12 protein-coding genes and 1 pseudogene are annotated in these 18,643 nt (G+C 74.1%); 6 read left to right on the forward strand and 7 right to left on the reverse strand.

Going from position 1 to position 18,643, the window contains the following annotated elements; all coding sequences use genetic code 11:
• The first annotated feature begins 163 nt into the window (after window positions 1–163).
• The 3 genes from PV789_RS07215 to PV789_RS07225 all read left to right on the forward strand — a co-directional run bounded on the left by PV789_RS07215 (window position 164) and on the right by PV789_RS07225 (window position 5,111).
• Complete coding sequence (locus PV789_RS07215; RefSeq protein WP_274976698.1) at window positions 164–1,210, forward strand: class I SAM-dependent methyltransferase; 1,047 nt, start codon at window positions 164–166, stop codon at window positions 1,208–1,210.
• A gap of 236 nt (window positions 1,211–1,446) precedes the next feature.
• Window positions 1,447–3,459: a glycosyltransferase family 2 protein gene (locus PV789_RS07220; RefSeq protein ID WP_274976699.1), complete on the forward strand. Its 2,013-nt coding sequence runs from the start codon at window positions 1,447–1,449 to the stop codon at window positions 3,457–3,459.
• Complete coding sequence (locus PV789_RS07225; protein ID WP_274976700.1) at window positions 3,456–5,111, forward strand: glycosyltransferase family 2 protein; 1,656 nt, start codon at window positions 3,456–3,458, stop codon at window positions 5,109–5,111. The genes PV789_RS07220 and PV789_RS07225 overlap by 4 nt, the downstream gene beginning before the upstream one ends.
• Before the next feature lie 91 nt (window positions 5,112–5,202).
• Here the strand turns inward: PV789_RS07225 and PV789_RS07230 are convergent, their stop codons facing one another.
• The 4 genes from PV789_RS07230 to PV789_RS07245 form a co-directional block, all read right to left on the reverse strand.
• Window positions 5,203–5,658, reverse strand: coding sequence for a MaoC family dehydratase (locus PV789_RS07230; RefSeq protein WP_248773945.1), 456 nt, complete (start codon window positions 5,656–5,658; stop codon window positions 5,203–5,205).
• A gap of 253 nt (window positions 5,659–5,911) precedes the next feature.
• Entirely contained in the window at window positions 5,912–7,069 is a 1,158-nt protein-coding gene (locus tag PV789_RS07235) for an enolase C-terminal domain-like protein (RefSeq protein ID WP_274976701.1), read from the reverse strand.
• Window positions 7,070–7,252: 183 nt separating this feature from the next.
• Entirely contained in the window at window positions 7,253–8,374 is a 1,122-nt protein-coding gene (gene ald / locus PV789_RS07240; RefSeq protein ID WP_274976702.1) for an alanine dehydrogenase, read from the reverse strand.
• Window positions 8,375–8,655: 281 nt separating this feature from the next.
• Window positions 8,656–9,873: an amidohydrolase family protein gene (locus tag PV789_RS07245; protein ID WP_274976703.1), complete on the reverse strand. Its 1,218-nt coding sequence runs from the start codon at window positions 9,871–9,873 to the stop codon at window positions 8,656–8,658.
• A gap of 402 nt (window positions 9,874–10,275) precedes the next feature.
• On the opposite strand from PV789_RS07245, the gene PV789_RS07250 reads away from it, so the two are divergent.
• The 3 genes and pseudogenes from PV789_RS07250 to PV789_RS07260 all read left to right on the forward strand — a co-directional run bounded on the left by PV789_RS07250 (window position 10,276) and on the right by PV789_RS07260 (window position 13,921).
• Window positions 10,276–12,441: a bifunctional copper resistance protein CopD/cytochrome c oxidase assembly protein gene (locus PV789_RS07250; protein WP_274976704.1), complete on the forward strand. Its 2,166-nt coding sequence runs from the start codon at window positions 10,276–10,278 to the stop codon at window positions 12,439–12,441.
• A 188-nt stretch (window positions 12,442–12,629) separates the two neighbouring features.
• Window positions 12,630–13,758 (forward strand): annotated as a pseudogene (locus PV789_RS07255) (RNA-guided endonuclease InsQ/TnpB family protein).
• A gap of 4 nt (window positions 13,759–13,762) precedes the next feature.
• Entirely contained in the window at window positions 13,763–13,921 is a 159-nt protein-coding gene (locus PV789_RS07260; protein ID WP_274976705.1) for a hypothetical protein, read from the forward strand.
• Window positions 13,922–13,979: 58 nt separating this feature from the next.
• On the opposite strand, the gene PV789_RS07265 is transcribed toward PV789_RS07260, so the two are convergent.
• Genes PV789_RS07265 through PV789_RS07275 form a run of 3 tightly spaced genes read right to left on the reverse strand, consistent with a single transcriptional unit; the run spans window position 13,980 to window position 18,600 of the window.
• Window positions 13,980–14,408: a hypothetical protein gene (locus PV789_RS07265; RefSeq protein ID WP_274976706.1), complete on the reverse strand. Its 429-nt coding sequence runs from the start codon at window positions 14,406–14,408 to the stop codon at window positions 13,980–13,982.
• Between the two features lie 47 nt (window positions 14,409–14,455).
• Window positions 14,456–17,443, reverse strand: coding sequence for an AAA family ATPase (locus tag PV789_RS07270; protein ID WP_274976707.1), 2,988 nt, complete (start codon window positions 17,441–17,443; stop codon window positions 14,456–14,458).
• Window positions 17,443–18,600 carry an exonuclease SbcCD subunit D gene (locus PV789_RS07275; RefSeq protein WP_274976708.1) on the reverse strand — a complete coding sequence of 386 codons (1,158 nt, stop codon included), beginning with the start codon at window positions 18,598–18,600 and terminating at the stop codon, window positions 17,443–17,445. The genes PV789_RS07270 and PV789_RS07275 overlap by 1 nt, the downstream gene beginning before the upstream one ends.
• Window positions 18,601–18,643: the final 43 nt, after the last annotated feature.

Raw genomic sequence — 18,643 nt, forward strand, 5'->3', positions numbered from 1 at the left:
CCTCGAAGGGCTAAGGTCGAAAGCGTCTGAGCGGATTGCCGGCCTCCCCGAAACACCGGGCGAAGCGGCAGTTCAGTGCCGGGAAACCAGCCCTTCCCCCCTCGTCCCCCCGCGGCCCGCGCCCGGCGGAACCGTGTCGAAACTCCCGTGGAGGTATCCGCCCATGCGGTCGCTTCGCAGCCGTCTCCGTCCACTCCTGGTCACCGGCGCGGTGGTCGGCGCCGCCGTGCTCTGCGTGCCGACTGCCCTGGGGATCGCCGACCTGATCGGCTGGACGGACGTGCTCACCCTCACCTTCCTCGGCCTGCTCGCCGGTGCCGTGGGCGTGCTCGGGCTGGGCACGCTGCTCCTGTACCGCAGGGTGGGCGCCCTCTCCAGGAGCGTGTCCACCTCGATGGAGGCCCACAGCCGCAGCGTCGCCGAGACCCTGGGACGGGACCGCCTGGAGGCGACCCTGGCCATGGACGGCGTCCGCGAACGCCTCGCCCACCTCCAGGACCACACGCTCCTCAAGGTCAGCCGCGAGATCAGGAACGTGGTCACCGCGCGGGGCCGCGACGACTACGAGCAGCAGGTCGCCTGGACCGAGCTGCGCGAGCACCTCGACACCGCCGCGTTCATGCCGCCCCTACGCGGCTGGGCCGCCTCCCCCGACGTGCTCCGCATCCTGATCCGCCAGATCGACCGGCTGCGCCCCGACCTGGTCGTGGAGTGCGGCAGCGGCGCCTCCAGCGTCTGGATCGGCTACGCCCTGCGCCGTGCGGGCACCGGCAGACTCGTCGCCGTCGAGCACGACGCCCGTTACGCCGAGCTCAGCCGCGAACTCGTGGCCGCGCACGGGCTCGACGACATCGTCGAGGTCCGGCACGCCCCGCTGGTCCAGACCCCCAACACGACGGTCACCGTCGATGGCGAGGAACGGCCCACCGCCGACCGCTGGTACGACACCTCGGTCTTCGCCGACCTGGAGGGCGTCGGCCTCGCGTTCGTCGACGGCCCGCCCCAGGCCACCGGCCTGCAGGCCCGCTACCCCGCGCTGCCCGTCCTGCTGCCGCGCTGCACCGAGGACGCCGTCATCGTCCTGGACGACGCCGCGCGCGTGGACGAGCGCGCCATCGGGGACCGCTGGCTGGCCGAGCACCCCGACCTCCAGCGCGTCGAGGAGGCCGCAGAGAAGGGCGCCCACGTCTTCAGCCGCAAGGGCGTCTAGGGAGTGTTCCGTGGAGGCTTTCGGATCAGCGAGCGGCCGTCCGGGCAATCTCTCGCAAGACGGTTCGCGCAGGTCAGCCTGGTTGGCTTTTCAAGCGAAACCGGCGCAGCGAGAGGAAGTCCGGTGGTCGCGAGCCCGAAATGATCCAAGGAACACGACCTAGCGAACGCCGCGTTCCCACGCACCGCCTGACGGGCTCCCCGCCGAGCCCCGACCGACACACCCGAGGTCACCCGATGATTACCACCGCCCTGCGGCAGGCACTGCGCGCCCGTGGCACCGAGGCCGCCGTGCTCTGCCACGCGGGTGCCGACACCCGCTCCGTCCTGGCCGAGCTGCCGCTACGCCCCGACGACATCCTGGTGGACCTGGACGCCCACCCCCTGGGACAGCCCCTGGAGCTTCCGCGCGCCTGGATGCGGGACGAGGAGCCCGAGGTGGGGCTGGTCGCGGTCGTGGCCGCCACGACCACCGACCTGCACCGCGCCCTCACCGTCTCCACGCACCTGCCCAGAGCCGTGCACATCGTGGTCGCCATGGTCGCCACGTCCGGCCACCAGGAGCCCCCGATCCCGGCCTCCCCGGGCATGGGCCAGTGGCGCGAACTCCAGGAGGTGCGGGTCCGCCGCGTCAACAGGAACGGCTGGCTGTGCGAGCTGTTCTTCCCCAACGGGATGGACACCGTCCAGGTGGTCGACGCCGTCGTGCACGGCACCCGGGGACGGCGCCGGGGACCGGCCACCGCGCCGCTGGCCGTCCTCAACGGGCCCGAGGCCGCCCTGTGGCGGCCGGGCGACACCGGAGTGCGGGGCGTGGAGGCCCGGGGGCCCGTCCCGCTGCGCCGGGTGACCCCCGTGGGGGACCTGGCGCTGCGCGTGTCCGACGACGTCGAGCGGCCCGAGTGGACCGACCCGGTCGTCCCCGTCCTGGACCGCGCCACCACCGCCGCCGACTCCTGGGCCCGGATCGCCGGGCCGGACGGGCACGTGCGGGCCCGCGGGGCGGTGCCGGACGCCGCGCACGCGGTCGCGCCCGTGGACGAGCTCACCGTCAACCCCACCGGGTTCACCAGGGTCAAGGACGGCAACCTGGCCGACCTGACCGTCCACGGCCCCCACGCCGTGGTCAGGGAGGGCGGCAAGGACCTGGTCACCGTCGCCGCCGACGGCACGGTCACCGACGTCGACCTGGCGCGCCTGCGCCACCTGCGCGGGGTCAGGGTGGACTGGTCCGGGCACACCGGGCCCAGCGCCGCCGTGCGCGCGGTCGCCTCCCTGGCCGCCGGCGGGGTGCCCCTGGTCAGCGGCGAGGTGCCCGCCTGGGCGTCGGGCCTGGGCGGGCCGCTCGCTGACCTGATCACCGGAGCCCGCGACGAGGACCTGCGCGACCAGCTGCGCCGCGAGGAGTACAGCGTCCGCCTGCGCCGCACGGCCCTGCGCGCCCACGGCCAGCGCTCCCGCTGGCGGGCCCTGGGGGCGCAGGCCGGGATCCCCCTACCCAGGGAGCCCCGGATCTCGGTGATCCTGTGCACGCGCCGCCCCGAGATGGTCGGGTTCGCGCTCGCCCAGATCGCCCGGCAGCGCGACGTGGAACTGGAGGTGGTCCTCACCCTCCACGGGTTCACCGCGGACCTGCCCGAGGTGCGCGCGGCGATCGACGCGTTCCGGGAGACGGGGCTGCCGCTGGTCCTGCACGAGGCCGACGCGGGCCAGATCTTCGGCTCGGTGCTCAACGACTCCGTCGACCGCGCCTCCGGAGACCTGATCTCCAAGTGGGACGACGACGACTGGTACGGCCCCGACCACCTGGCCGACCTGCTGCTGGCGCGGACCTACTCCGGTGCCGAGCTCGTGGGCACCGGACAGGACTTCATCTACCTCCAGGAGGTGGACCTGACCGTCTGGCGCAACCGCAGGTCGGAGGCGGCCACCCGGTTCATCGCCGGGGGCACGATCCTCACCGACCGCGTGGTGATGGAGGAAATCGGCGGCTTCCGGCCGCTGCCCCGCGCCATCGACACCCAGCTGCTCCTCGCCGTCATCCGGGGAGGCGGCCGCATCTACCGCGCCCATGGACTCGGATACGTGCTCCGCCGCACCGGCGGCGGGCACACCTGGTCCGAGGACATGGCCTTCTTCCTGCACAACCACACCCAGCAGTGGTTCGGCTGGCGTCCGAGCGCCATCGTGGAGGGCGAGCCCTCGCCCCTCGGCCAGCCCGCCACCGAGTACACGGGGGAGATCCGTTGACCACGCTTGACACGACTCCGGAACCGGTCTCCGGCGGTGGCGCGACCGCGCCGCTCCTGCCCCGCGCGCAGACCGACTACCGCGACCAGCCCCGCGCGCGGCGCAACGACTACTCCGTGCTCCAGCCGCCCGCGATCGGCGAGTGGACCCCGACCCTGTCGGTGTCGGTGGTCATCCCCGCCCACGGGCACCAGGAGAAGCTCGAACTGGTCCTGGCGTCCCTGTCCGCGCAGAGCTACCCCGCGCACCTGATGGAGGTGATCGTGGTGGACGACGGCACGCCCGAACCCCTCACGCTCTCACCGGTGCGCCCGGAGAACACCCGGCTGATCACCTCGGCCCCCGGCGGCTGGGGCTCGGCGCACGCCGTCAACAGCGGCGTGGCCGTCTCCTCCGGCCAGGTGGTCCTGCGCCTGGACGCGGACATGCTGGTCTACCGCGACCACGTCGAGTCGCAGATGCGCTGGCACCACCTGGTCGACTACGGGGTCGCCCTGGGCCACAAGATGTTCGTGGACTTCGATCCGCAGGCCATGACCGCCGAGTACGTGGCCGCCGAGGTGCGCGAGGGGCGCGCCGCCCAGCTGTTCGACCGCGAGAGCGCCGACCCGCACTGGGTGGAGCAGACCATCGACGGCAAGGACAAGCTGCGGACCGCCGACCGCCTGGCCTACAAGGTGTTCATCGGCGCCACCGGCTCCCTGCACCGCACCCTGTTCGACGCCGCGGGCGGCCTGAACGGTGAGCTGGTCCTGGGCGGCGACAGCGAGTTCGCCTACCGGGTCTCCCAGCAGGGCGCCCTGTTCGTCCCCGACCTGGACACCAGCAGCTGGCACCTGGGCCGCACCCAGATGCAGACCCGCCGCGACGCGGGCACCCGCTACCGCGCCCCCTTCGTGGCCAACCGGGTGCCCGACTTCCACCTGCGGCGCAAGCGCCCCGACCGGCAGTGGGAGGTCCCGCTGGTCGACGTGGTGATGGACGTGGACGGCGCCACCCTGGAGGACGTGGACACCACCGCGTCCGCGCTGCTGTCCGGCACCACCCCCGACATCCGGTTGTGGCTGGTCGGCCCCTGGGACGTGCTGGACGAGGGGCGGCGCTCCCCGCTGGACGAGGAGCGGCTCGACCTGCGGCTGATCCGGGAGACCTTCCGGGCCGACCCCCGGGTGCGCCTGGTGGAGGAGGCGCCGGGCCACGACCCGCTCGTCAACTTCCAGCTGCGCGTCCCCGCCGGTCCGGCGCTGAGGGAGCGGGCGGTCGTCGAGCTGGTCGACATGGCCAACAAGAACAAGGCCGGGCTGCTGTGCTCGCCGGTGCCCGGCGCCACGCGCGGTGACGGCGTCATGCGCCTGGAGCGGATCGCCGCCTACGCCAGGGCCCGCCACCTGTGGCCCGAGGCGGGCTCCGAGGAGCTGGACCGCCGGGTGGAGGAGGTCTACGGCACCCACTGGGTCCCCGGGACGGACTTCGTGTTCCCGGAGGAGGGCGAGCGGACCAAGCCCGAGAACCCCGAGGTGCTGCGGCGCAAGCTCGACCACGCGCTCGCCGAGGTGGAGCGCATGCGCGCGCGGGCCAGGCGCGCCGAGCGCAAGCTGCGCTGGTTCACCCCGGGGCTCACCCGCAGGGCGCTGCGCAAGCTGGCGCGCTGAGCACGCGGCCCCGGCCGGCGGGAGGACCGCCCGGCCGGGGCCGCGCCGGCGTTCCCGGGCCGCCCCGCGGCGTTCCCGGGAGCGGAGGGCCTCAGGGCACCCAGAGGCCGAGCGACTCGGCCACCAGGGCGGGCCGCTCCCGGCCCTCGATCTCCACGGTGTGGGTCGTGGTGACCAGGTAGCCCTTGGGGGTCTCCTGGACCGAGCTGAGTTCGACGCCGTCGCGGATGCGCGAGCCGGACACGACCGGCTGGAGGAAGCGCACCTTGTTGAGCCCGTAGTTGATGGACATGCTCGGCTTCTTCGTCACCGAGATCACCGACTGGGAGAAGTGGGCCAGCATCGACAGGGTGAGGAACCCGTGTGCGATGGTGCCCCCGAAGGGGCCCGCGGCGGCCCTCTCCGGTTCGGTGTGGATCCACTGGTGGTCCTGCGTCGCGTCGGCGAACAGGGAGATCCGGTCCTGGTCGATGGTCACCCAGTCGGTGTGGCCCAGGTGCTCGCCCTGGGATGCGAGCACCTCTTGGATATCGGCGAATACGCGCACCGCGCCTCCACGGTCGTCGGGTCCGGAAACGGGGGCCGGACGGTGCCGCAACTCTACCTAACGCTGTTCGGTTAGGGGAGGAGGGAACCCGGCCGGGCGCGGCGGAGTTGTGCTGCGGTTGCTGCGGTTGCTGCGGTTGCTGCGGTTGCTGCGGTTGCTGCGGTTGCTGCGGTTGCTGCGGTTGCTGCGGTTGCTGCGGTTGCTGCGGTTGCTGCGGTTGCTGCGGTTGCTGCGTTTGTCCAGGGGCCGCCGGTCAGCGCTGCCGTCGGGCGCCGTTGGCGCGTCCGCGCTCCACGCGGGCCTCGCGCGTGCCGTCGGCGTCCACGACCAGGGCCCGGGCGGTGCGCTCGGCCACCGCCGCGCGGTCCACCGTGTGTCCCAGACCGCTCTCGGTCAGCGGGACCGGCACCACCCCGTCGTGCGCGCGCACGGGCGGGAGCACCAGGTCGCGGCCACGGCTTCCGGCGCCGGGCATCTCCACGGGCAGCGAGGCCCCCGACAGCGAGGCCAGCGCGACCGTCGCGGCGCGGCCGACCCCCGTCGCCGCCGAAGAGCCGCACCACACCCGCCAGCCCGCGTCCACGGCGCGGTCCACCGCGCGGCGGGCCGCCGTGAGGCCGCCCATACGTGCCGGGTCCACGTTCACCGCGCCGCCCGCCTCGGCCCGGATCGCCTCGGTGAGGTCGTCAACCGACTCCAGGGGCCGGCCCAGCGCCACCGGTGTGCGCATCTGGGCGGACAGCCGGGCGTGCGCCGCGAGGTCGTCCGGGGCGAAGGGGTCCTCCACCGCCAGCAGACCGAGCCCGTCCAGGACGCGCAGCGCGTCCAGGTCGGCGGGGGACTCGGTGTAGCGGCAGCCCGCGTCCGCCTGGAGGACCAAGAACGGGAAGCTCGACTGCACCGCGCGCACCACGTCCGCGTCCCAGCCCGGCGCGATCTCCAGCCGGATCCGCCGGAAACCCGCCCCCACCTGGCGGTTCACCTCCGTGACCACCGACTCCACGGCCGCCTGGCGGGGCAGCGTCACCCCCGCGGTGAGCGCGGTGCGCTCCCCGCCCAGGGCGTGCGAGAGCGGGGTGTCGCGCTGTCGGCTCCACAGGTCCCAGCACGCGGTGTCCAGGGCCCCGGCCACGGCCGGGTCCCAGGGCAGGTCGGCCCAGGCCTCGCCCGCCTCGGTCGGACGCCGCCAGGAGTGGCCGAGCAGGGCGGGGGCGAAGACGCGGGTCAGGGCGTCCCACTGGGCCGCGTCGGCCTCCGGCAGCTCCCCCCAGCCGCTCACGCCGTCACCGTCGGCCACCCGGACCAGGACGGGGCCGTCGGCGCCGGGGCCCCGGCCGCCGGCCGGGGGCCGCAGCCGGATCAGCTCTAGTTCGACGATCCGGGTCGCGGTCGCCGAGCCGGTGTGTGCCACGCTGTCCCACCTCGGTACTCGTCCTCCCGCGACCGGCCGCAGAGCCGGACGCGCGGGCTTTCCCCTCGACCGTACCCCCGGCCGACCTGCGCGACCACCCCGAACGGTGCGGTCCGCGCCACCCGTGCGGCCGGGCGGCGCGGACCCCGGGCTCGTGCCGCCCGCGTTCGGGGGCAGCCCCTCCTAGCCCTGGACCAGCACCTCGTCCAGCGGGCGGTGCTTGAGCCCGTGCGCCTCGGCGACCGGGGCGGAGACCACGTCGCCGTCGAAGGTGTTCAGGCCCCCGGCCAGCGCCTCGTCCTCGTTCATGGCGAGCCGCCAGCCCTTCTCCGCCAGCGCCACGGTGTAGCGCAGGGTGTCCTTGGTGAGGGCGTGCGTGGAGGTGTTGGGCACCGCGCCCGGCATGTTCGCCACGCAGTAGAACACCGTGTCGTGCACGTGGAAGGTGGGGTCGGCGTGCGTAGTGGGGCGCGAGTCCTCGAAGCACCCGCCCTGGTCGATCGCGATGTCCACCAGCACCGCGCCCGGCCGCATCCGCGACACCAGCTCGTTGGTCACCAGCTTGGGCGCCTTGGCCCCCGGCACCAGCACCGCGCCGATCACCATGTCCGACTCCAGCACCGACAGCTCCAGCTCGAAGGCGTTGGACACCACCGTCTTGACCCGGCCCCGGTAGAGGGAGTCCACGTGCCGCAGCTTGTTCACGTTCAGGTCCAGCACGGTCACCTCCGCGCCCATGCCCACCGCGATCTGCGTCGCGTTCAGGCCGGAGACGCCCGCGCCGATCACGGTCACGCGCGCCGGGCGCACGCCCGGCACCCCGCCCATCAGCACGCCGCGACCGCCGCTGGGCCGCTGGAGGGTCACCGCGCCCATCTGCGGGGCCAGGCGGCCCGCGACCTCCGACATCGGTGCCAGCAGCGGCAGGGAGCCGTCCGGCAACTGCACGGTCTCGTAGGCGATGCCGGTCACCCGCCGGTCCAGCAGGGCGTCGGTGCACTCGCGCGAGGCGGCCAGGTGCAGGTAGGTGAAGAGGGTCTGCCCCTCCCGCATGCGGTGGTACTCGGCGGCGACCGGCTCCTTGACCTTCAGGACCAGCTCACCGGCGTCCCACACCTCGTCGGGGGAGTCCAGGACGCGCGCGCCCGCCGCCTCGTACTCGGCGTTGGAGATGGAGGAGCCCAGGCCCGCGTCGCGCTCGACGACCACCTCGTGGCCGCGTCGGACCAGTTCGTGGACACCGGCGGGGGTGATGGCCACCCGGTACTCGTGGTTCTTGATCTCGCGGGGCACGCCGATGCGCACGGTTCCTCCTACGGCCGTCTCCGGTGATACCCCCACTGTGAACTGCGGGGGTGTCCTGGCGCCATCGCCAACATGCAATGCTGTCGACGATCTTGTTGACAGGGTGTAAGCCCGGTGTGTGGTCTGGGACACGGGTACCTGCCCGTGACGCGCGGGCTCAATCCCCCGGGGCCCGAAGCGCTGGAAGCCGCCGCCCCGGGCGCTTCCGGTCCGGGCGCGTCTCACCGCCCGCTCTCGGTCCGGGCGCCGCCCCGCGGGCCGCCGCGAGTCCGGCCGCTGTTCTAACGGACGCCGCCCGCCGGGCGTCCCGAGATCCACACCCGCCGCACCCGGCCGGTCAGCTCCCGGCCCGCGTAGGGGCTGGGGTCCGCCGGAGGGACCGCCACCCGCGCGCCGGGGTCGAAGGCGACCAGGTCGGCGTCGAACCCCACCGCGATCCGGCCCTTGCCCACCAGCCCCAGCAGTTCCGCCGGGGCCCTCGCCGTCCACCGTGCGAGGTCGGCCAGCCCCAGGCCGCGCCGGTGCGCCGCCGTCCACAGCGCCGACAGACTCCACTCCAGCGTGTACAGGCCGTGGGCGGGCAGGTGCCCCGACCCCACCGTGGTGATAGCCGAGTCCCGCGCCAGCAGCGCGTTCCACAGCGCCTTGCGGTTGGCGTCCGAGCGCAGCGGCGGCCGGCAGGCGTGCGCGGGCGACTCCGGGGCCAGCGACTCCGAGGGCAGGCACAGGTAGTGCGGGCAGGTGTGCGCGGTCAGCGCCACCCCCACGGTCCCCGCCGTCGCCAGCAGCGCCGCGCACTCGGCCGCGGTGAACGACCCCACGTGCGTGCGCGTCCCCACCGCGCGGGCCGCCGCGATCACCCGCTCCAGCCCGCGCCGCTCCGCCCGGGGCGGCCGGTGCTCCGCCGCCGTCGGCGGGGTCCCCAGCTCGGCCGCGTCCTCGGCGTGCACCAGCAGCACGCTGTCCAGTGCCGCGAGTTCGGCCATCGCCTTGCGCAGTTGGGCGTCGTTGAGCGCCGCGATGTCCGGGGCGCCGCCGTCCGACAGCGAGCAGTGGAAGGCCACCGCACCGGCGGCCTGGAGGTCGGCCAGGTCCAGCGGGCCGGTGCCCGGGGCCACCCCGCCGAGGAACAGCACCGGCACGGGGGACAGGGCCGCCGCGCGCTGGTGCGCCGCGAGGGCGTCCGCGTAGGTCAGGGCTGGCCGTGCCGGGGCCGGGGACGCCACCACGCAGGTCACACCGCCCCGCAGGGCGGCCGTCCCCGTCCGGCGGTAGGACTCGGCCAGGTCCTGCCCGGGCACGTGCGCGCCGGTGCCCACGTCCACCGCGCCGGGCAGCAGGGCCACGGCGCCGAGGTCGGTCGTCACGTGGGCGGGCATGCGCGCGCCGTGGGCGCCCACGGCCTCGACCCGCCCGTCGCGCACCCCGACCGAGGCGGGCCGGACCCCCTCGGGGAGGACCACGCGCGTGGACCTGACCACACTGTCGTACACGGCCATCCGCCGTCCCCTTCGCTGCGCTCGCTGGAGGATGTGCTGAGAGGAGCCGCGGGCGACCGCGGCACGGGAGGGGAGGCCGGACGCCGAAGGCGGGGAAACCGTCGTCTCGACCGGATACGAGCGTATCGCGAGGAGCCCCGCCGCAAGGGGGGAATCCGACATCCCGGCCCCGGCGCCGCCGCCCCGGCTGCCGCCCCGCGCGCCTCGCGGACGCCCCGGATCCGCCCGCGGGGGTGTACGGGGACGCCCGAGTCCGACACTGTGTAGTAGACGGACTAACCTTGGTCGAGGTGTTCCTCCGTGCGCGGCCCCTGCCGGAAAAGTCCCGGACAGCGGCGAGGCGGTCACACGGCCAAGGGCGCTGACCAGCCAGTTGCAACGAGACCGACGACGGAGTGGCGCGTGGCTCCTCCCGCACAGAACCAGAAGTCCCCCCTCAAGGAACACCATGACGACGCCCCGGGCACGGGACGGGCGCCCCTCTTCGCCGCCGCGGCCGCCGCCCTGTGCCTGGCCGGCCTGAGCCTGACCCTGGTCCTGGGCGGAGCCGCCTTCCCCGAGGTCATCCCGGGGCTGCCCGACGCGGGCGAGGCGGTCCGCTGGGGCCTGCCGCTGGCCAAGGTCGCCATGGACGCCTCCGCGGTCGTGGCGATCGGTCTGCTGCTGCTCGCCGCCGTCCTGCTGCCCTCCCACAAGGGCAGGCTCTCCCCGCAGGCGACCTCTTACGTGCGCGCGGCGAGCTGGGCGGGCCTGGTCTGGGCCCTCGCCGCCGTGTTCACCCTGTACTTCCAGGCCGCGGAGTTCCTGGCCCGCAAGATCGGCCAGATCAGCGTCGACGAGGTCACGGCCTACGCCGGGTCGGTCTCGGGCGGCATCGCGCTGATGTTCGTCATCCTGCTCACGACCGGCATCGCCCTGTTCGGCCGCACGGCCACCACCGCCACCGGCGGCCTGTGGCTGCTCGTCCTGGCCCTGGCCGCCACCACGCCGCCCGCGCTGACCGGCCACTCGGCCTCCTCCGGCTCGCACGAGCTGGCCGTGACCGGGCTGGCCCTGCACGTGATCTCCATCAGCGTGTGGGTGGGCGGCGTGGCCGCGCTGACCTACCACGCGCTGCGCCGCGACGCCCAGGACCCGTCGGTGGCCGCCAACCGCTTCAGCCGCCTGGCGCTGTGGGCCTACGTGGGCGTGGCCGTCAGCGGCGCGGCCAGCGCGCTGGCCCGCCTGTACTCGATCGGGGACCTGGTCGCCACCGAGTACGGCCTGATCATCCTGGTCAAGATCATCCTGTTCGGGGTCCTGGGCGCGTTCGGCTACATGCACCGCGAGTTCGTCTTCAAGCGCCTGGAGGGCGCCCCGACGGGACCCGCGGGCGAGGTCTTCCGGCGCCCGCTGTTCCTGCGTGCGGCGCTGGCCGAGGTGCTCATCATGGCCACCGTCATCGGCGTTTCCGTCGGCCTGGGGCGCACCGCGCCGCCCCCGCCGCTGGAGGGCACCGTGGACCCGGCCGCCGCGATCCTCGGCTTCCCCATCCCGCCGCCCATGACCGCCCAGACCCTGCTCACCCTGTGGCGCCCCGACCTGTTCTTCATCATGATCGTGGTCGTCGCAGGCGGGCTGTACGCGGGTGCCGTCACCCGGCTGGTGCGCCGGGGCGACTCCTGGCCCGTGGGGCGGACGGTGGCTTTCGCCGCCGGGCTGCTCACGATCGTGGTCACGCAGCTCACCGGGTTCGCGACCTACTCCATGGTGCTGTTCTCGACGCACATGATCCAGCACATGGTGCTGTCGATGCTCACCCCGATCCTGCTGGTGCTGGGCGCGCCGATCACCCTGGCCCTGCGGGCGCTCAAGCCCGCCGCGCGGCGCGGGGACCGGGGGCCGCGCGAGTGGCTCAACCTGTTCCTGAACAGCCGCTTTTCCAAGCTGGTCACGCACCCGGCGATCGCGGCCCCGCTGTTCGTGTTCGGCCCCTACGCGCTGTACTTCACGCCGCTGTTCGGCACGCTGATGAACGACCACCTGGGCCACCTGCTCATGGGCGTGCACTTCCTGCTGGTGGGCTTCCTCTTCTACTGGATCATCGTGGGCGTGGACCCGGCGCCGAGGAAGGTGCCCTTTCTGCTGCGCATCCTGCTGCTGCTGGTGGTGATGGGGTTCCACGCCTTCTTCGGCATCACGATCATGATGCAGTCCGAGCCCCTGGCGATGGACTACTACGGCCAGTTCGACATCCCGTGGCTGGAGGACCAGGCCGCCGACCAGTACGCGGGCGGCGGCGTCGCTTGGGCGCTGGGCGAGATCCCCACCGCGCTGGTCATGATCGCGCTGGTGCGGCAGTGGTCGCGCGACGACGAGAAGCAGGAGCGCCGCCGGGAGCGCCACAGCCGCCGGGGCGGCTCCGACGACGCCGACATGGACGCCTACAACGCCTACCTGGCCGAGCTCGAACGCCGCTCGCGGGGCGGGGCCCCGGCCGGGGCCGCCGCGGCCACGGAGGCGCGCAGCGCACCGGCGGCCGGGTCCGGGGACGACGATCCCGACCCCGCCGCGAGCAAGGGCGGCTGAACCGACACGCGGGGGCGCACCGGCCGGTCCGCCCCCGCGTGTCGATTCAGCCCAGTTTGGCGAGGACCCCCAGGCATTCAGGCCCGGCCCGGGAGGAATCGTCGTCCAGAGCACACCCAGTTTCCAGTGACGCACATCAGCCACCTTCATATGTTTTCGGCTGCGCTCCATGACCGACCCGGTACAGGATGGTGGGCGTGTCGACGATCACCGTGCAGCTCAAGCTCACGCCCTCGCCCGAACAGGCGGCGGTGCTGGAGCAGACCCTGCACGCGCTCAACGACCACGCCAACCATGTCTCACGGGCGGCCCACGAGCAGGGCATCCACCGCCTCTACCCCTTGCGCAAGCTCACCTACACCCGCCTGCGCGAAGCCGGGATCAGCTCACAGGCCGCCCAGTTGACCATCAAGAAGGTCGCTGACGCCTACACCACGTTCCACGCCAACCTCAAGGCCGCAAACTACGGACCCAAGGGCTCCGAGCGGCGCCAGCGCATCGAGTCCACACCAGTCGTCTTTCGCCCTGGATGCCCACACGATCTCGCTGTGGATCATCCAGGGCCGGATGAAGGACGTGCCCTTCGCCTGCTCGCCCGACCAGACGAAGGTGCTGGCCGAGCACAAACGGGGCGAATGCGACCTGGTGCACCGTGACGGGGCTTGGTTTCTTCTGGTGGCGGTCGCTGTGCCCGACGCCCCCGAGCATGAGCCCGACGGCTTCCTCGGAGTGGATCTCGCCATCGTCAACGACGCCACCACCAGCGATGGCCAGATGATGGCCGGGCGCAAGCTCAACCGGTACCGCAGACGGCAACGCCAGCTGCGCGCCAAACTCCAGAAGAAGGGCACCAGGAGCGCCAAACGTCTACTCAAACGTCAGCGACGCAAGGAGTCCCGCCGCTCTCGGGACGCCAACCATGTCATATCGAAGCGCATTGTGGCCGAGGCCGAACGCACCTCGCGCGGGATCGCCCTGGAGGATTTGAAGGGCATCCGGCAGAGGGTACGGCAGAGAAGACCCCAACGGGCCGCGCTGCACAGTTGGTCGTTCCAACAGCTGGGGAGCTTCCTCATCTACAAGGCCAAACGGGCCGGTGTGCCGGTGGTGTTGGTGAAGCCGGCGTACTCCTCCCGGGAGTGCGCGGAGTGCTCCTACACCCACCGGCACAACCGGATCTGTCAGGCTTCCTTCACCTGCCGGTCGTGCGGTGTCGTTGCACACGCCGACCGTAACGCTTCCCGTGTCCTGGCCCGCAGGGGCCGGGAGGCGTGGAACGCGGGGCGGCAGTCATCCGCCTCTGACGGTTCCCAGTAATCGTTTGGACGCGGGAGGTCGATCTGGCAGCCAGTTGGGCGCCTACCCGCAAGCTCGGCCCTTCACGACCGAGAAGCTGACCTACGTGGTCACCCAGGCGCCCTACCGCGACGCCCTGGCCGAGGCCATCCCGCTGGTGCGGGCGCGGGAGGGAGCGGTCTGACGGGTGGACCCGGGCGGAGGGGCGGGGCCACGGGGCGCGCGGACGCGCGAGCGCGGGGTCAGACGACCAGGGCGGCCACGGAGGCCCCCACCAGCCCCAGGACCAGGCAGATCAGCAGGGCCGCGGCCAGCATCGGCAGGGACGGCCGCAGCGCGGAGACCACGGACCCGCCGCCCCCCGAGGACTGGCGGCGCGCCACCACCGGCAGCATGACCACGTTCACGGCGCACACGACGGCCGCGACGCAGGCGGCCGCGGCGAACCCCGCCCAGAAACCGGACCCGGCGGCCAGCGTGTTGGCCGCGGCCAGCGTCGGCAGCGCGATCAGCACCACCACGGAGGCGATGCCGAACGCCGCCCGCGACCGGGGCGACGCCCCGCGCGAACTCCCGGAGACGACGAGGAGCAGACCGAGCAGGGCCGCCATCAGGATGGCGCCCACGACTCCGAACACGGCGATGTTGACCAGCGAACTCACGCTCGCCATTGTCGCACCGAACCCCGGGTGCCCGGATCCGGGGTGGACGTGCGCGCTCAGCCGGTGTGCTCCACCCGCGAGCCCGCCGCCGTCTTGACCACCCTCAGACGGGTGGACACCCTCTGCCGCAGGTCGGCGACGTGGCTCACCACGCCCACCGCGCGGCCGCCGTCCCGCAGCCGGTCCAGGACGTCCAGCACCTCCTCCAGGGTGTCCTCGTCCAGTGTGCCGAACCCCTCGTCCACGAACAGGGTGTCGATGTCGGCGCCGCCCGCCTCGGCGCTGGCCACGTCGCCCAGGCCCAGGGCCAGCGCCAGCGAGCTGAAGAACGTCTCACCGCCCGAGAGCGTGGCCGGGTCGCGCTCCACGCCCGTCCAGGCGTCGACCACCCGCATGCCCAGGCCGCCGGCCGAACGCGCGCGCCCGTCCCCGGCGGCCTTGTCCACCGTGTACCGCAGCTCGTACCGGCCGTCCGACATCGTCACCAGACGGTCGTTGGCGGCGGCCACCACCTGCTCCAGGCGGGCCGCCAGCACGTACGCGGACAGGCGCACGTTGTCGGCGTTGTCGGAGGAGGTCCCGGCGGTCAGGCCGCGCAGCCCCTCGGCCACCGCGTAGCGGCGCAGCGCCGGTTCGCAGTCCCGCAGCCGCAGTTCCAGCTCCCCGCGCAGGGAGGCGAGCCGACGCGCCCGCTCCTCCAGCATGCTCCGCCAGGCCACCGCGCGGTCGGCGGCCTCCGACGCGGTCCGCGCGGCGCCGGCCAGCTCCTCCGGGTCCGGGACGGGCAGTTCCCCGGCCGCGGTCAGCGCGGGGTCCGCCAGCGACGCCTCTGCGGCGGCCAGGGCGTCGTCGAAGGAGCGGGCGCGCTCGCGCAGCGCGCGGCGCCGCTCCTCATCCAGGGCGGCCTCCCACACCCCGGCCTCGTCGGCGAAGCGGGCGTCGGCCCGCTGCCGCTCGGCCTCGGCGGCGGCGGCGCGCAGTTCGTCGGCCGCGCGGTCGCGGTTGACGGCGGCCTCGGACGCGGCGCGCAGCAGGTCGGCCTCACCGCCCAGCCTGGCGATCCGCTCGTCCAGCCCGGCGTCGTCCCCGCGCGCCCGGTCCAGCAGCGCGGTCAGCCGCCCGTGCTCGCGGACGGCGTTGTCCCGGTCGGCCCCGACCTGGGCCTCCTGCCGGGCCAGCTCGCCCTCGCGGGCGCGGGCGCGCTCCAGGTCGCCGGTGGTGCGCTCCAGCTCCTCCTCCACCCGCCGGGCCTCACCGGCGGCGGCCCTGGCCTCCGCCAGCGCCGCGGTGTGCGCCTCCACCTCCTCGCGGGCGGTGTCGGCGGTGCCGTCCTCGGCGCGCTCGCGCGCGGCGGTGCGCCGCTCCCTCAGGGCCACCACGTCGCTCTCGGCCTCCGCGCGGCGCGAGGCCGCGGCGTCGGCGGCCGCCTGGGCCCGCCGCTCCTCCTCGGCCGAGACCAGGCCCTCGCCGCGGGGCCGGGCGGGGGAGGGGTGCGCCACCGACCCGCACACCGCGCACGGCTCCCCGTCGGCCAGGCCGGACGCCAGTTCGGCGGCCATGTGGGTGATGCGGCGCTCGCGCAGGTCCAGGGCGCGGTCGCGGGCGGCCTGGGCCCCGTCCACGGCCTCGCGGTAGCGCTCCTGAGCCCGCGCCAGTTCCCGGCCCAGGCGCTCGTACTCCGCGGCGGCGTCGAGGCGCCTGCGGGCGGCGGCCAGGGCGGTCTCGGCGGCCCCCTCCTGCCCGGCCTGGTCGTGCAGGCGCCGCAGCTCGGCGGTGAGCGCCTCCACCCGGGGCGGCAGGGAGGCGGCCAGCGCGCGCTGGCGCTCCAGCTGCGCGGCGATCTCGCCCAGGCGCCCCGTGAGCGCGGTGACGGAGCGGCCCAGGGACCGGCTGCGCTCGGCGTCCGCGCGCAGCGCGTCCAGACGGGCCAGCTCGTCCCGGCGCTCCCGCTCGGCGGCGCCCAGCTTCCCGCGCGGCACCGTCTCGCCGGGCCGCGCGGAGAAGCCCGGCAGCCCGCCCACCAGCGCCAGGTGGTCGGCGACGGCGAGCTCGGCCTTGTCCAGCTCGGTGCGGCGGTTGTCGCGGGCGCGCAGGAAGGGCAGCACCGACTCGGCGCGCTCGGCGTCGCCGAGCTGGACGTCGATCGCGGACCGCCACGCGGTGTGCTCGGCCAGCCGGGCACGGCGTTCCCGGGCGTCGGCCAGCCGCTCCTGGAGCGCGCGCAGCTCGCGTCCCCCGACCAGGGCGCGCTGGGCGTCCTCTCGGGCCCCGGTGAACTCCCCGGCCACCCGCCCGGCGTCGTGCGCGGTCGCGGCGGTGACGCAGGCCAGTTCCGCGGCCCAGGCCGACAGCTCCTCGGGCGGTTCGGGGGCCCGGGACCCGCCGACCTCGGCGATCCGGTCCGCGACCGCGCGCACCTCGCCGTTGGCGGTCCGGACCTCGTGTTCGAGCCGTTTGGCGTGCGATCCCAGCCACGTCTCCACGTCCCGGAACAGCCGGGTGTTGAAGATGCGCTCCAGGGACTCGCGGCGCTCCTCGGACTTGGCGCGCAGGAACCGGGCGAAGTCGCCCTGGGGGAGCATGACGGTCTGGCAGAACTGCGCGAGGGTCAGGCCCAGCAGGTCGCTGACGAACTGCCCCGCCTCGTCGGGGCGGGTGGTGACGCCCTCCCACCTGCCGCCGGTGAACTCCTTGACGACGACCTTGGTGTTCTGCGACACCGTGCCGGTGCCCCGCTTCTTGGGGCGGTCCCAGCGCGGCTTGCGCTCGATCCAGACGCGCCGCCCCTGGACCGTGAACTCCAGGACCACTCCGGGCTCGGCGTCCGGCGGCGCGTGGTCGCTCTTGGGGGAGCGGTCCTTGCCGCGGGCGCCCGGCACGTTGCCGTACAGGGCGAAGCACACCGCGTCCAGCACGGTGGTCTTGCCCGCGCCGGTGGGGCCGTGGATGAGGAAGAGCCCGCCCGCGCTGAGGCGGTCGAAGTCCACCTTCTCGGTGCCCGCGAACGGGCCGAACGCCTGGACGGTGAGGGTGTGCAGCCGCATCAGCGCGTCCCCTCCTGGAGCCGGACCTGCTCGACGGCGGTGTTCACGAGGGCCTCCTCCTCGGGGGTGGCGGGGGTGCCTCGGGCCCACTCCACGAAGTCGCCGACCACTTGGCGCTCGCTGCGGTCGGCGACGGAGGCGGCGATCGGGCGGGTGTCGGGGGCGCCGCCCTCGGGGGCGAAGTCCAGGACCAGGACGTGGGGGAAGCGTTCGCGCAGCCGGTCCATGGGGTGGGCGGGGCGGCGCGGGTCGGTCAGGGTGATCTGGAGCCAGTGGCCGGTGCGGGACTCCCACTCGGGGCGGGTGAGCAGGTCCTCGATCCGGCCGCGGACACGGGCCAGGGGGCGGGGGACGGGCGCCGTGGCGAACTCGGCGCCCGCGAGGCCGTCGGCGTCCAGGTCCACCAGCCAGTAGCCCTTGACGTGGTGCTCCTCGGAGAAGGAGTAGGCCAGCGGGCTGCCCGAATAGCGCACGGACGGGGTGATGGTCTGGCGCCCGTGCAGGTGGCCCAGGGCCACGTAGTCGACCCCGTCGTAGACCGGGACCGGCACGTGCGAGGCGCCGCCCACCGAGATGTCGCGTTCGCTGTCGGAGGGCTCGCCGCCGGTCACGAACGCGTGCGAGAGGACCACCGACCGGGTGCCGGGCCGCTCGGCGAGGTCGGCGCGCACCAGGTCCATGGCGTGTCCGAGCGCCGCCGCGTGCCCCCGCTCGGGCAGGTCCCAGTGGTGGCGCGCGATCTCCGGTTCCAGGTAGGGGATGCCGTAGAAGGCCACGGGCCCGTGCTCGTCCTCGATGACCACGGGCGTGCCCACGCCGTCCAGGGAGCTGCGTAGGTGGACGCCGGAGGCGTCGATGAGGCCGGTGGCGAAGGACATCCGCGCCATGGAGTCGTGGTTGCCGCTGATGAGGACGGCCCGGGCCCCGGTCTCGCGGATCCGGCCCAGGGCGCGGTCGAAGAGCCGGACCGCGTCCACCGACGGCAGGGCGCGGTCGTAGAGGTCGCCGGCGACGACCACCACGTCGACCCTGTGTTCGCGGATGGTGTCGACGAGGTGGTCCAGGAAGGCCGCCTGGGCGTCGACGAGGTTCTCCCGGTGGAAGGAGCGGCCCAGGTGCCAGTCCGAGGTGTGCAGCAGGCGCATGGCACTGGACATTACCGAAGCCCGACGCTCCGCGTGCGGGACGAGGGCCGTCCTG

Origin of the sequence: Nocardiopsis camelliae (assembly GCF_028993595.1) — a bacterium.
Lineage (GTDB): Bacteria > Actinomycetota > Actinomycetes > Streptosporangiales > Streptosporangiaceae > Nocardiopsis > Nocardiopsis dassonvillei.

Coding starts and splice junctions, on each gene's coding strand:
- PV789_RS07215 (WP_274976698.1), top strand. CDS start 164: ATGCGGTCGCTTCGCAGCCGTCTCCGTCCACTCCTGGTCACCGGCGCG.
- PV789_RS07220 (WP_274976699.1), top strand. CDS start 1,447: ATGATTACCACCGCCCTGCGGCAGGCACTGCGCGCCCGTGGCACCGAG.
- PV789_RS07245 (WP_274976703.1), bottom strand. CDS start 9,873: ATGGCCGTGTACGACAGTGTGGTCAGGTCCACGCGCGTGGTCCTCCCC.
- PV789_RS07265 (WP_274976706.1), bottom strand. CDS start 14,408: ATGGCGAGCGTGAGTTCGCTGGTCAACATCGCCGTGTTCGGAGTCGTG.
- PV789_RS07270 (WP_274976707.1), bottom strand. CDS start 17,443: ATGCGGCTGCACACCCTCACCGTCCAGGCGTTCGGCCCGTTCGCGGGC.
- PV789_RS07275 (WP_274976708.1), bottom strand. CDS start 18,600: ATGTCCAGTGCCATGCGCCTGCTGCACACCTCGGACTGGCACCTGGGC.